The following is a 13,190-nucleotide window of genomic DNA, read 5'->3' as shown; positions in this document are numbered from 1 at the left end:
GCGACCTCAATTGCGGCCGATATGGTCGGCGGCGCTGCCGAGGGTGGCAAGCAGCGCCTGGCCGTTTTCCAGCGTCACATTTTCATGCGGCGCGCGCAGATTCAGCCAGCGCCGGTCGCCGGACTTGACCGCGAGCACCGCCTTCATCGCCGGGATCAGCCCGGCATCCTGGATCACCTTCCGGAACGCCTTGATGGCGGCATTGGCCTCGGCGACGTCTTCGCCCTTGCGGGCCGCGTCATAGAGGCGGCGGATGGCGGCGGCGTTCAGATTGACCGTGGCCGAAATGCAGCCGGCTGCGCCGCTCGCCAGACCCCTGGTGAGTTGCGCCTCGGAGCTCGGAAACACCGAAATATCGGGCGCGGCGGCGATGACGGCGGCGGTGTTGTTCCAGTCGCCGGCGCTGTCCTTGTAGGCGACGACCGTGTCCGGAAAGGCCTTGCTCAGCCTGGCCGTCAGGGCGGGGCTGACCGGCACGCCGGAATTCTGCGGGATGTGATAGAGGATCACGCGCATCGAGGGCTTTGCCACCTTCTCGATCAGTTCGCTGAAATAGCGCGCCTGACCGTTGTCGCCGGCGCCGGTGTAGAAGAAGGACGGCAGCACCATGACCGCGGCGCAGCCGAGGCCAACGGCATGCGCCGACAATTCGACCGTTTCGGGCAGCGCGGTGACGCCGGTGCCCGGCATCAGCCGGTCCGGCGGGATGCCGGCCTCGACCAGCCATTCCAGCGCCTGCATGCGCTCGCTGAGCGAAACCGAAAGCGCTTCGCCCGTCGTGCCGAAGGGCGAGAGGAAATGCGCGCCCTGGCCGAGCACCCATTTGGCGTGGGAAATCCAGAGGTCGCGCGCGATGCGGCCGTCGTCTTCGAACGGCGTCAGGATCGGGGCGATGGTTCCTTGCGGGCGGGTCATGAATATCCTCTACGCGTGATGCTGGTCTGTGTGGCCGGCCACAGCCGCGACGGCGCGGGCGAAGTAGGCCGAAGCGGTGATGTCGAAGAGTATGTCGAAACCTGTCGGCGAACGGAACGTCACGGCTTCGATATGGCCGACGCGGGTCTGGGCGAGATCGTCGGCGCCGAATTTTTTGGGTCTGAGGTCCAGCGCGCAAAGCCCGCTCATCGCTTCGGCAAGGCGAGGACCGGAAAGGCGCATCCATGCCCAGCCTTCCTCGCGCCATGACGAATAGCCCTTCGAGGTTGCCGCTGCCAGCCAGGCGGTCTTGATTTGGGCAAGCGTCTCGCCCGTGCCCTCCGCGAGAAGCAGGATGTCCTCATTGCCGAGGCGCAGGACCCGCATGCCGCGATGCTCACCGATGCGATTGACGGTGGGGAGGGGAACGCCTTGTGCGGCGAGCCAGGCGGCGCTGCCGCCGCCTTTCAGGCCGAAGCGCGGCTTGTCCGTGAGATCGCTCAGCACGACCGCGCCGGAAACCAGCTTCGTGCCTTCGGCCGCGCCGCCAGGCATGAAGGGATAGATGCGGGCAGCGGTGGCCATCTAGATCTCCTGCCGCGCGTTGGTCGGGTCGAAGAAGGCGTGGGCGACGACCGGCACCTCGACCAGTTCACCGTCGCGGCACTTCACCGTCACGCGGCTGCCTTCCGCCTGGTCGTCGACATGGACATAGGCGAGCGCGATGTGATGCGCGAGCGATGGCGAATAGCCAACCGACGTGATCTGCCCGACAGGTGCGCCGCCGCGCAGCACCAGGCAGCTTTCGCCGGGGATGTTCCGGGCGCTGGCGGGGAACTGCAAGCCGACCAGCCTGCGGGTCTGCCCGAGCCTCGCGCGCATCTCGATGGAGCGCTTGCCGACGAAGTACGGCTTCTTCTTCGAGACCGCCCAGCCGAAACCCAGCTCGTCCGGCGTGGTGATCGCATCCGTGTCCTGGCCGATCAGGATGTGGCCTTTCTCCAGGCGCAAGATGCGGGATGCTTCCAGTCCATAGGGGCGCAGGCCATGCGGTTTGCCCGCCGCCATCACCGCGTCCCAGAGGCTGGGCGCCAGGCTCGAGGGGCAATGCAATTCGTAGCTGAGCTCGCCGGTGAACCCGATGCGCATCACCCGCACCGGGACGCCTGCGACAGTGCCGTCGCGACCGCTCAGATAGGGGAAGGCATCGCGGCTGAAATCGATGTCGCTGTCCAGCGCCTCCAACACCAGGCGCGCCTTGGGTCCGGTGACGTTGAGGCCGCAGAAGGCGCCGGTCAGGTTGAGCACGTCGACCTTCAGACGCCACTCGGCGTTCCAGAACAGCATGTCGGCATAGACGCGCGCCACGGTGCCGGTAGTCGCCGTCACATAGAACTGATCCTGCGCCATCCGGTAGGCGACGCCATCGTCGATCACCGAGCCCATTTCGTTGAGCATCAGGCAATAGCGGACGCGGCCCACGGGCTGGTTGGCATGCGCCATCGTGTAGAGGCGGTCGAGAAACTCGCCGGCGTCCGGCCCGCGGATCTCCAGCTTGCCCAGCGTCGAGACGTCGAGCAGGCCGACGCCTTCGCGCACGGCGAGGATTTCCTCGCGGATCGCTTCCTCGGCGCTGCTTGCTTCGCCATAGTAATAGGGTCGCCACCATGCGCCGACCGGCTTCATCGCGGCGTTCAGCGCGATGTGCCGCGCATGCAGTGCGGTGCGGCGCTCCAGCACCTCATGGTGGCCGGCGAGCACGCCGAGCGTTTCCGGCCCGACGGGAGGACGCGCCGTGGTGATGCCGATCTCGCCGACCGTTCGGCCAGTTGCCTCGGCGACGATGCGGGCGGTGGCCAAGGCCGAATGACGACCCTGGCTCGGGCCCATGCCGACGGTGGTGAAGCGCTTGACCAGCTCGATATGTCGATAGCCCTCCTTGGTCGCATTCTGCAGATCCTTGACCTGCAGGTCCTCGTCGAAGTCGACGAAGTCGCGTCCCTTGGGATCGGCGGCGATCGGCTGCACGTATCGTGGTCGTGCGGCTTTTGGGCCGGCCGCCGAAGGTTGCTCGGCAATCGCATGACCGAGCCGCGAAAGCGCGGCTGCCGCCGCGCGCCGGCCGCCGGCGATGGCATCCTCCAACTCGTCCGTTCCGGCAACGGCCCCGGCAAGATGGACGGAGCCTTGCGGAAGCGTGATCGTCATCGTCTCCAAGCCGGCATCGTAGCCGACCTTGCCGCCGGCCTGACACGGCAATTGCCATGCCGGTACCTGGCCGATCGAAACGGCGAGCAGGTCGCAGGCAATCCAGCTTCCGCCGACATGGACGCGAGCAAGATGGCGGTTTCCGGCCGTGCCTTCCGCCGTCTCGACGGTCGCGCCTCTGCGGATGGCGATGCCCTTGCCGCGGAGCTCGGCTTCCAGCGGACTGGCCGCGCCGGCGGGTCTCGGATCGACAAGCTCGACCACCGATACGCCTGCATCGAGAAGGTCGAGGGCCGCGCTGTAACCATCGTCATTGGCGGCCAGCACCACGGCGCTCTGACCGGGCCGCACGCCATAGTGGCGGATCAGGCGCTGGGCGGCACCGCCGAGCATGATCCCCGGCAGGTCGTTGTTGCGAAAGACGGCCGGCTGCTCGATGGCGCCGGTCGCCAGGATCACCTCCCGGGCGCGTGTCCGATGGAGGCGGTCGCCCTCAATCAGCGGCAGCCAATTGTCTTCGTACCAGCCATTGCAGACGGTGCCGGTCAGCACCTTGAGATTGGGCAGCGCCGCCAGCCGCGACGACAGGCCGGAGAGGATGGCCGGATCGTAGCGGCCATAGCTCAGCGCGCCGCCGATCTCCGGGTTCTCGTCGCACAGCACCACGTCGGCGTCGGCTTCGGCGGCGGCGAGCGCGGCGCTCAAGCCCGCCGGGCCGGCGCCGACGACGAGCACGTCGCAATGCAGGTGCGTCTTGTCGAAATGCCGGTGCGGCGCCTTGGTGTCGACGACGCCCAGGCCCGCCTTGCGGCGGATGATCGGCTCCCAGAATTTCAGCCAGCTGTCGCGGCGCGGACCCATGAAGGTGCGGTAGTAGAAGCCGACCGGCAGGAAGCGGCCGAACCTGTCCATGACGGCGTCGCGGTCCCGCTCGAGCGAGCCATTGACGTTCTGCGCGCTGACCCGCAGCCCTTCGCTGATCGGCGTGCGTTCGGCGGCGGCGTTCGGTTCGGACGGCAATTGCACCAGCGCGTTGGCGTCGGCCCCGGTCATCGACAGGATGCCGCGCGGGCGGTGGTATTTGAACGAGCGCGACAGCACCCATTGGCCGGAACCGGCGAGCGCGCTGGCGATGCTGTCGCCTTCATAGCCTTCGAAGGGCTTGCCCTCGAAAGTGAAGCGGATGCGGCGGCTTCGATCGATGCGGCTTCCGAAAGGGGCGGGCAGCCGGTTCATGCGCGGTCCCGCAGTTGCGAAGCGTCGAAGGTGCGGATGATCTCGTTGCGGACGAGATCGCGCTCGGCCAGGAAGAAATAGTTGCTCGGCACGTGCCGCCACCACTCGACGACGACGCCCTTGCGGTTCTCGGCGCGGAACAGATGGCGCGACCATTCCTTGTCGGCGGTTGCGTTCGGATCTGGCCGCGCGCGCACCGGGCCGAAGGACTGGAACTCGTCGATGTTGCGCGGACCGTTCATCGGGCAGGTGAGCAGTTTCATGGTTTAATGGCTCGCCGCCGTCGCGCCCATTTCATTGAGCAGCCGGAATGTTTCGAAGCGCTCCAATGCAAATGGTTTCAGGATATCGGGCACGCTGCCGTCGGTGATGGTCTGCGCCATGCGCTTGCCAGCGACGGGCGTCGCCTTGAAGCCCCAGGTGCCCCAGCCGCAGTCGAGCCACAGATTGGCGAGCGGGCTCGCGCCCATGATCGGGCTGTAGTCCGGCGTCATGTCGGTGATGCCGGCCCATTGCCTGAGCAGGCGCACGCCCTGAAGGAAGGGGAAGAGGTGGACCGCGCCTTCGGCAAGATGCTCCTTCATGTCGAGCGTCGAGCGCGTCGAATAGAGCTGGTAGGGATCGGAGCCGCCGCCGATGACGACCTCGCCGCGCGACGACTGCACGAGGTAGGTGTGCAGCGACACCGACGAGACCAGTGTGTCGAGCCAGGGTTTCAGGGGCTGGGTCACCATCGCCTGCAGCGGATAGCAGCGGATGGGAAGCTCGACGCCGGCCATCAGCGCCACGTCATAATTCATGCCGCCGGTGGCGATCAGCACCTGGCCGCAGGCGACGCGGCCACGGTTCGTCTTGACCGCCTGGACCCGGTCGCCGACCACCTCGAAGCCCTGCACTTCGGTGCGCTGGTGGATCTCGACGCCACGCCGCGACGCCTGGGCGGCGTAGCCCCAGGCGACGGCATCGTGGCGCGCCGTTCCGCCGTCGGCATGCCAGAGCCCGCCGAGGATTTCGAGCGGGCCGCCATAGTCCATGTTGAGAAGCGGACAGAGTTCTTCGACGCCCTTCTGGTCGACGACCTCGGTGCGCGTGCCCATGTGCTTGCCCATCTCGGCCCGCATGTGGAAGCTGCGCATCGTTGCCTCGGTATGCGCCAGCGTGAGCTGGCCGCGCTGCGAGAACATGACGTTGAAATCGAGCTCTTGCGACAGCCGCTCGAACAGCTCGACGCCTTCCTTGTAGAAGGCAATGCCTTCCGGCGTGATGTAGTTGGAGCGGATGGTGGTGGTGTTGCGCGCGGTGTTGCCGCCGGCGAGGTAGCCTTTCTCCAGCACCGCCACGCTCTTTATGCCGTGATACTTGGCAAGATGGTGCGCGCAGGACAGTCCATGACCGCCGCCGCCGATGATGACGACGTCGTAGGCCGGCTTCAGGTCAGGTGTGGCGGGAATGTCGCCGCTGACCGGATAGTCCCTGCTGAGACCGTATTTCAGGAGCCTGAGGGGCATTGCGGGCTCAGCTCGAAGTCTTGGGAGGATCGTAGAGCAGCGCCGACAGATCGGAGAAGCGGCTGTCGCGGTCGTCGAGGGAGAGCACCGCGTCGCGGATCGCGGCGGCGCGGTCGGATCCGAGCACCGGCGCGGCGAACTCCATGTATTTGGCCTCGACGTCCTGCCTCGACATCGGCGCTTCCGGGCCGCCGCGCGCATGCACGTCGCCGGATGCCAGCACACGTCCGTCCGTCGTCGTGATGACGACGTCGGCCCAGCGTCCGGCCGGGAAGCGGGCGCTGTGGCGCTCGCTTTCGGTCACGGTGATGCGGGTGAGCATGTCGGCGACCGCGGCGTCGGCGAGCCCGGCCCCGGAAATATGCTCCAGCCCGATGCGCCCATGAAGGATGAAGGTCGCTACGGCGAAGCGCAGGCTGTACTGCGCCTTCGAGGTGGTATCCGGCATGCCGTCGAACAGCGTCGCCGCATAGTGGAAGCTGTTGACCTGGACGTGGGCGATGTCGGAGGGGCCAAGATTGTGCGCCAGGCTGAGACCGCGCACCGCGTCGATCGCCGCATGCGCCCAGCGGCAGATCGGGTAGGGTTTCACATATTGATGAAGGGACTGCCAGAAGACGCCAAGATCTTGCCAGTGCATCGCGACATCCGGCGCCTCGACGGTGATCGCCGGCGCACCGGTGAAGCCGCGTTCGGCCAACACCGCCGCCGAGAGGCCGATGAGGGCGCCCGGGCCGGAGCCGTCATGCAGCATGGTCGGGGTGGCGATCTCGCGCATCATCTGGCTGCGCGGGCCGTGATACTCGGCAATGCCGAGCGCCTCGCGCAATTGCGTTTCGTCGAGCCGCCGCAGCCGTGCCGCCACCGCCGCCACGCCCAAGGCATTCCAGGCGCCGGACGTATGGTAGTCGCTCACCGTCGCATGCAAGGCGATGCCGGCCCGGCCGGCGACTTCGTAGCCGATGACCAGGGACGCCAGCGCTTCCGGGCCGGTAAGGTCCGGCCGTGCCTCCGCGAGCGCGGCAAGCGCCGGTACCACCGCGACGCCGATATGGCCCTTGGTGGGGCTGTAGCCGTCGTGGCCGTCGAGGTTGTCGGTCTGCGTGGCAACGGCATAGGCCGCGCCGGCGATGCTGGCGCGCCGCCCGTCGAACAGCAGGCGGGCCGCGTATTGCGGATCGTTCGAGCCATAAAGCAGCACGGCGGCATCGCGGGCGATTCGGCCTGCTTCCATCGGTCCGGCGGCAACGGCGATGCCGAGCGTATCGAGCAGGAGGTAACGCGCCTGTTCCAGCACCGGCTGGGGAAAGACGGAGGCGGGACGCCGCAGCACGAAATCGGCAAGGCGGGTGACCGCATCGGAACTGACGACAGGCCCCTCACGCCGGTATGACGGCACAGCCACGCGCTTATCTCCCCTGTCTCTCCACAACATCATTAAATTGGGTTCATCGCGCAGGCACGCGATTAGTTTGGCGGCTTTGGCCAAAAATATTGATGCCATGTCGCTTGTCTGCGATTGAATGGCCGGTTGCCCATGCGATAGCTATGGCGATTGCTAGAGCAGTTCACCGTTTCACGGAAACGGCGAACCGCCCTAGCGCTTTGTTTTGACGCAATTCCGGACGGAAGGTTACGGCGAAGGCGCCGAACTTAACCGCTCACACTTTTCCTGGAATTGCTTTAGGCAGACCGGGATGAAGCCGCCGCCCCCCTTGAACTATATCCGCTCGTTCGAGAGCTCGGCCCGTCATTTGAGCTTCACCACGGCGGCCAAGGAACTGGGCTACACGCAAGCGGCGGTCAGCACGCATGTGCGTGCGCTCGAGCAATATATCGGTCGGCAACTGTTCATCCGTTATCCGCGCAGCCTGAAGCTGACCGAGATGGGGGAGGCGTTCCTGCCGACCTTGCGCCAGGCGCTCGACCAGATCGACCAGGCGACCGAGGCGATCGTCGCATCTTCCCGCAACCGAACAGTGGTGGTCTCGTGTCCGATGAGCCTTGCGGAGAACTGGCTGGCGGGCTGCATGGCGGCGTTCCGGAAAAAGCACCCCGAGATCGAGATCGTGCTGCACGGCACGATCTGGGAAGACTTGAGCGAGCAGATCGCCGACATCACCATCTCGACGCGGCGCTTCGACGACAGGCCGCCTTCGGCGATCCCGCTCTGGAACGACGAACTGGTCCTGCTCTGCGCTCCCAGCATGCTCGAGGGCGAGCATGCGCTGAAGACGCCGCAGGACATGCTCAAGGTGGACTGGATCTTCGTGCATGGCCGCCAGGAATACTGGCAGGTGGTGACCGAGGCGCTCGGCGTCGACATGGAGGACCACGACAAGGGCCTGTCGACAAACGCCTCCAACATCGCGCTCGAGCTCGCCGCCATGGGGGCCGGACTCGTCGCCACGCAGCGCTCCCTGTCCCATGCCTACATGGATCGCGGACTGCTCGTCGAGCCGTTCCCCATCCGGCCGCCAAGCCCCTGGAATTACTACCTGACCGAGAGCCAGCTCTCGAAGGGAAACATCGCGCGCACGGTCAAGGAATGGATCCTTTCCAGGGCCAGGGAGGACGCCGCGCGGCCGTAACCTTCAAAAATTTGACGGGCCAATGGCATCGTTTTTTTAGGCCTTCAAGGCCGGTTTTCTGCGGTTCGTGAAGGATCGAGCCCTTCCGGGATTTTTGCATCGCCCCTAACATGCGTAGCCGCAAGGGGAATGTAACGGGCGGAAAGCCCTGAACCGGAGAACAACGATGACAATGTTCAAGAGCAACGGTGACCGCGTCCCGGCGGTCATCGAAAGCTACGCAGCCGAAGTCAAAAGCGGCAAGATGGACCGCCGCGAATTCCTGGCCATGGCGAGCGTGATGGGCGCTTCCACGGCGCTCGCCTATTCGATGGCCGGGGTCGAGCCGGCCAAGGCCGTTACGATAGTGCCCGGCAAGAAGGGCGGCATTCTCAGGATGCAGATGATCATCAAGGACATGAAAGATCCGCGCGCCTGGGACTGGTCGGAAATCGCCAACGTCATGCGTCAGTGCAACGACTACATGATCCGCTACACCACCGACTTCACCTTCGAGGGTCATCTGGTCGAAAGCTGGGAGGTGAGCGACGACGCCACCGAATACACGCTGCATCTGCGCAAGGGCGTGAAATGGTCGAATGGCGATGACTTCAACGCCGACGACATCGTCTACAACATCGCACGCTGGTGCGATAAGGCGGCCGAGGGCAATTCGATGGCCGGGCGCATGAGCTCGCTGATCGATGCCTCCACCAAGAAGGCGGCCGCCGGCGCCATCACCAAGATCGACGACCATACGGTGAAGCTGAAATGCAATCAGTCCGACGTCACCATCATTCCGGGCTTTTCCGACTATCCGGCGGTCATTGTCCACCGCGACTTCGACAAGAACGGCGCCGACATGCTGAAGACGCCCGGCACCGGCCCGTATGAGCTGATCTCCTACAAGGTCGGCGAGTCCGCCTCGGTGCGGCGGCGCAAGGACTTCACCTGGTTTGGCGGCGAGCCCTATCTCGAGGGTGTCGACTGGACCGACTACGGGTCGGACGCATCCAACCCGGCTATCGCCAGTGCCTTCGAGGCAGGCGAGATCGACTGCAACTACCAGACGGTCGGCGGCACGGTGGATCTCTACGACAGCATGGGCCTGGTCAAGGAACCGGTCGTCACCGCCGGCACCATCGTGCTGCGCACCAACGTGACCAACAAGCCTTACGACGACAAGAGGGTGCGCAACGCCATCCAGCTCGCGGTCGACAACGAGACGGTGCTGAAACTCGGCTATAGCGGCCTGGGCCAGGTCGCTGAAAACCACCATGTCTGCCCGATCCACCCGGAATATTACGAGCTGCCGAAAGTCCCGCGCGATCTTGCCAAGGCAAAGGCGTTGATGGCCGAAGCCGGGCAGACCGATCACGAGTTCGAGCTCATCTCCTACGACGCCGACTATGTGAAGGACCCGGCCGACGTCGTCGCCGCGCAGATGCGCGACGCCGGATTCAAGGTCAAGCGCACCATCATCCCGGGCTCCTCGTTCTGGAACGACTGGACGAAGTACCCATGGTCGACGACCGACTGGGGCATGCGGCCTCTGGGCGTGCAGGTGCTCGCGATCGCCTACCGCAGCGGCGAGGCGTGGAACGAGTCCGGCTACGCCAATCCGGACTTCGACAAGAAGCTCAACGAGGCGATGGCCATCGCCGACCCGGCCAAGCGCAAGGAGCTGATGAAGGACGTGGAGTTCATCCTGCAGGACTCCGGCATCCTCGTCCAAGCGTTCTGGCGCTCGCTCTACCGCCACCATGCCACCTACGTGAAGAACCTCGGCATGCATCAGACATTCGAGCTGCAGCTGGACAAGGTCTGGCTGGACAAGACCTGAACCGGGCGGATCAAAGCAATGGTTCAGGGGCGCAATTTTTGCGCCCCTGACTTAGCCGGCGACTGCAATCGATCAGTCAGCTAAATGAAATCCCAAAGCGCTGCCAGAGAGCGCGAAACAAGTCGCCGAACCAAGGGAAGAAAGCTCAACTATGCGTACTCATGCACAAGCCGTCGTCATTGGCGGTGGTCTGATCGGCTGCTCGATCCTTTATCATCTCGCCAAGTTCGGCTGGACGGATGTCGTCCTCCTGGAGCGCAGTGAGCTGACCTCCGGCTCGACATGGCACGCGGCGGCCAACATCCATGGCCTGCATGATTCCACCAATATCAGCCGGCTGCAGCACTACACGATGGCGCTCTACAAGGAGCTGGAGGCCGAGACCGGCCAGGGCTGCGGCATCTTCCAGCCGGGCTCGCTCTATCTCGCCCAGACCGAGGCGCGCGAGCACCAGCTCAGGCTCCAGGAAGCCAAGGCGCGGCGCTACAAGATGAATTTCTACGAGGTCGGCCGCGACGAGGCGGAGCGGCTGCATCCGCTGGTCGATTTCGACGGCATACGCTGCATCATGTACGAGCCGGAGGGCGGCAATGTCGATCCGTCGGGCGTGACGGCGGCTTATGCCGCGGGCGCGCGCCAGCGCGGCGCCGAAATCCATCGCTTCACGCCGGTCACGGCGACGGAGGCGCGAGCGGACGGCAGCTGGATCGTGCGCACGCCGAAGGGCGACATCCGCACGCAATGGGTGGTCAATGCCGCCGGCCTGTGGGGCAGGGAGGTCGCCGCCATGGCCGGACTGCAACTGCCGCTGATCCCGACCGAGCACCAGTATTTCGTCACCGAGACCATTCCCGAGATCGCCTCCATGGGCCGGCGCCTGCCGTCGGTCGCCGACCGCGACGGCGAATATTATCTGCGCCAGGAAGGCCTTGGGCTGCTGATCGGCGCTTACGAGCGCAACATGAAATTCTGGGCCGAGGAAGGCACCCCGCTGGACTTCGGCCACGAGCTGTTCCCCGACGATCTCGACCGCATCGAGGAAAACATGATGCGCGCCGTCCAGCGTGTCCCGGCGGCCGCTACCGCCGGCGTCAAGAAGGTGATCAACGGTCCGATGATCTGGTCTCCCGACAGCGCGGTGCTGTTCGGGCCGGTGCCGGAGCTCAGCAACTATTTCTGCTGCAACGGCATCATCCCCGGCTTCTCGCAGTCGGGCGGCATGGGCAAGCTCGCCGCCGAATGGATGATCGAGGGCGAGCCGACGCTCGACATGTTCGGCTGGGACATGGCGCGCTTCGGTCATTGGGCCGGCAAGGCCTTCACCAAGGCGCGCGTGCAGGACCAGTACAGCCACCGTTTCAAGATCCATTTCCCGAACGAAGAGCGCGCTGCCGGGCGTCCGGTGCGGATCCGGCCGGTCTATGAAATGCAGAAGGAAATGGGCGCTGTGTTCGGCCTCAATTTCGGCTGGGAGCACCCGCTGTGGTTCGCGGCCGATGGCGAGCCGCGCGAGGAGACGATCGGCTTCACGCGCCAGAACTGGTGGGGGCCGGTGGGCCGCGAAGCCCGCATGCTGCGCGAGCATGCCGGCATCATCGACATCTCCAATTTCGCCAAATACGAGGTGAAGGGCCCAGGCGCGGAAGCCTGGCTCAACGCGCTCTTCGCCAACCGCATGCCGACCAAAACAGGCAATTCCTGCCTGACACCGCTGATCGGCAAGCGCGGCGGCATTGCCGGCGACTTCACCGTGACGAGGCTGGCGGAAGACGAGTTCATGGTGATCGGCTCGGGCATGGCCGAGCGCTTCCACCAGCGCTTCTTCAAATCGGTGCCGCTGCCGGCAGGCACGACCTTCCGCTCGCGCACCGAGGAGCTCGGCGGCTTCAATGTCGCCGGGCCGAAATCGCGCGAATTGCTGCAGCGGCTGACCAATGACGATCTGTCGAACGAGGCTTTCCCGTTCATGCGCTCGCGCCAGATCACCGTCGCCGGCGTCGATGTGGTGGCGCTCAGGGTCTCCTTCACCGGCGATCTCGGCTGGGAGCTGCACTGCAAGGCCACCGAGCAGGTCGAGCTCTATCGTGCGCTGCTCAAGGCCGGCGCGGAAGTCGGCGCCGGGCCGGTCGGCTCGCGGGCGTTGATGTCGCTGCGCGTCGAAAAGGGTTACGGCAGCTGGAGCCGCGAATACTCGCCGGAATACTGGCCGCAGGAGGTCAAGCTCGACCGGCTGATCAAGACGGACAAGGAATTCCTCAACCGCGAAGCCTATCTCGCCGTCGCCGAGAAGCCGGCTCGGGACGAACTGATCATGCTTTCGGTTTCGGCCAAGGATGCGGACGCCACCGGCGGCGAGCCGATCTTCCTGCCGGACGGCACGCCGATCGGCCAGGTGTCGTCCGGCGCTTATGGCTATTTCGTCGATCAGTCGCTGGCGATGGGCTACGTCAAGGCGGGAACCGCCAAGGCCGGCGACAAGGTGACCGTCGCCATACTGGGCCGGCCGCATGACGCGGTGCTGCTTGCCCACCCGCCCTTCGACCCGGAAGGCAAGCGGCTGCGGTCGTAAGCCGCGAACGCCCGGCGGCTGGAGGCACACGACATTCGAAGAGGACTCAACCAACTAAAAACAAAGGGGAATCGCATGATCAAACGGCATTTGCTGAGCACGATGCTTGCCCTGGTCCTGACGTCCGCAGCGCATGCTGCCGACGTTAAGGTGGTCAATAACGACGCGTGGTTCGCCGAAGGTCCGATCTGGTATCAGGACAAGCTTTTCTACGTCGAATACGGCCGCGGCACGGTGACCGTCTGGGACGGCAAGAAGAATGACATCTTCTGGAAGATGGATGGCTGCGGCCCGTCGGCCGTGCTGCCGACGACGCGTGGTGAGTTCCTCGTCACCTGCTA

The 13,190-nt window shown here is 65.2% G+C and carries 10 protein-coding genes; 4 read left to right on the top strand and 6 right to left on the bottom strand.

The features are described 5' to 3' along the window. Positions 1-6: 6 nt before the first annotated feature. Genes FJ471_RS25135 through FJ471_RS25110 form a run of 6 tightly spaced genes read right to left on the bottom strand, consistent with a single transcriptional unit; the run spans position 7 to position 7,272 of the window. Entirely contained in the window at positions 7-915 is a 909-nt protein-coding gene (locus FJ471_RS25135; RefSeq protein WP_140807423.1) for a dihydrodipicolinate synthase family protein, read from the bottom strand. 9 nt (positions 916-924) lie between these two features. Then, positions 925-1,500: a hypothetical protein gene (locus FJ471_RS25130; protein WP_140807422.1), complete on the bottom strand. Its 576-nt coding sequence runs from the start codon at positions 1,498-1,500 to the stop codon at positions 925-927. Continuing rightward, positions 1,501-4,359: a 2Fe-2S iron-sulfur cluster-binding protein gene (locus FJ471_RS25125; protein ID WP_140807421.1), complete on the bottom strand. Its 2,859-nt coding sequence runs from the start codon at positions 4,357-4,359 to the stop codon at positions 1,501-1,503. It abuts the gene before it with no gap. Then, a complete protein-coding gene (locus FJ471_RS25120) occupies positions 4,356-4,622 on the bottom strand; it encodes a sarcosine oxidase subunit delta (protein ID WP_140807420.1) in 267 nt (88 codons plus the stop codon). The genes FJ471_RS25125 and FJ471_RS25120 overlap by 4 nt, the downstream gene beginning before the upstream one ends. Positions 4,623-4,625: 3 nt before the next feature. Continuing rightward, positions 4,626-5,867 (bottom strand): FAD-dependent oxidoreductase, encoded by a 1,242-nt coding sequence (locus FJ471_RS25115; RefSeq protein WP_140807419.1) that lies wholly within the window; start codon positions 5,865-5,867, stop codon positions 4,626-4,628. 7 nt (positions 5,868-5,874) lie between these two features. After that, the gene (locus FJ471_RS25110) at positions 5,875-7,272 is read right to left on the bottom strand and encodes an MmgE/PrpD family protein (RefSeq protein ID WP_246684825.1); all 1,398 of its coding nucleotides are present in this window, start codon (positions 7,270-7,272) and stop codon (positions 5,875-5,877) included. A gap of 292 nt (positions 7,273-7,564) precedes the next feature. Between FJ471_RS25110 and FJ471_RS25105 the strand changes: the two genes are divergently transcribed. From FJ471_RS25105 to FJ471_RS25090, 4 genes are all read left to right on the top strand, one after another. Next, a complete protein-coding gene (locus FJ471_RS25105) occupies positions 7,565-8,458 on the top strand; it encodes a LysR substrate-binding domain-containing protein (protein ID WP_140807418.1) in 894 nt (297 codons plus the stop codon). Between the two features lie 166 nt (positions 8,459-8,624). After that, positions 8,625-10,280: an ABC transporter substrate-binding protein gene (locus tag FJ471_RS25100; protein ID WP_140807417.1), complete on the top strand. Its 1,656-nt coding sequence runs from the start codon at positions 8,625-8,627 to the stop codon at positions 10,278-10,280. Between the two features lie 151 nt (positions 10,281-10,431). Continuing rightward, positions 10,432-12,849 carry an FAD-dependent oxidoreductase gene (locus FJ471_RS25095; protein WP_140807416.1) on the top strand — a complete coding sequence of 806 codons (2,418 nt, stop codon included), beginning with the start codon at positions 10,432-10,434 and terminating at the stop codon, positions 12,847-12,849. A 75-nt stretch (positions 12,850-12,924) separates the two neighbouring features. After that, a partial coding sequence (locus FJ471_RS25090) for an SMP-30/gluconolactonase/LRE family protein (RefSeq protein WP_140807415.1) occupies positions 12,925-13,190 on the top strand: 266 nt, incomplete at its 3' end.

Source organism: Mesorhizobium sp. B2-7-1 (assembly GCF_006440735.1).
Lineage (GTDB): Bacteria > Pseudomonadota > Alphaproteobacteria > Rhizobiales > Rhizobiaceae > Mesorhizobium.
Note: the sequence above shows the minus strand (reverse complement) of the source record. Positions and strands in the feature narration are given on the sequence as shown.

Bases quoted from the DNA above. Each gene is read 5' to 3' on its own strand.
- FJ471_RS25135 (WP_140807423.1), bottom strand. From the start codon at position 915: ATGACCCGCCCGCAAGGAACCATCGCCCCGATCCTGACGCCGTTCGAA.
- FJ471_RS25130 (WP_140807422.1), bottom strand. From the start codon at position 1,500: ATGGCCACCGCTGCCCGCATCTATCCCTTCATGCCTGGCGGCGCGGCC.
- FJ471_RS25125 (WP_140807421.1), bottom strand. From the start codon at position 4,359: ATGAACCGGCTGCCCGCCCCTTTCGGAAGCCGCATCGATCGAAGCCGC.
- FJ471_RS25120 (WP_140807420.1), bottom strand. From the start codon at position 4,622: ATGAAACTGCTCACCTGCCCGATGAACGGTCCGCGCAACATCGACGAG.
- FJ471_RS25115 (WP_140807419.1), bottom strand. From the start codon at position 5,867: ATGCCCCTCAGGCTCCTGAAATACGGTCTCAGCAGGGACTATCCGGTC.
- FJ471_RS25105 (WP_140807418.1), top strand. From the start codon at position 7,565: ATGAAGCCGCCGCCCCCCTTGAACTATATCCGCTCGTTCGAGAGCTCG.
- FJ471_RS25100 (WP_140807417.1), top strand. From the start codon at position 8,625: ATGACAATGTTCAAGAGCAACGGTGACCGCGTCCCGGCGGTCATCGAA.
- FJ471_RS25095 (WP_140807416.1), top strand. From the start codon at position 10,432: ATGCGTACTCATGCACAAGCCGTCGTCATTGGCGGTGGTCTGATCGGC.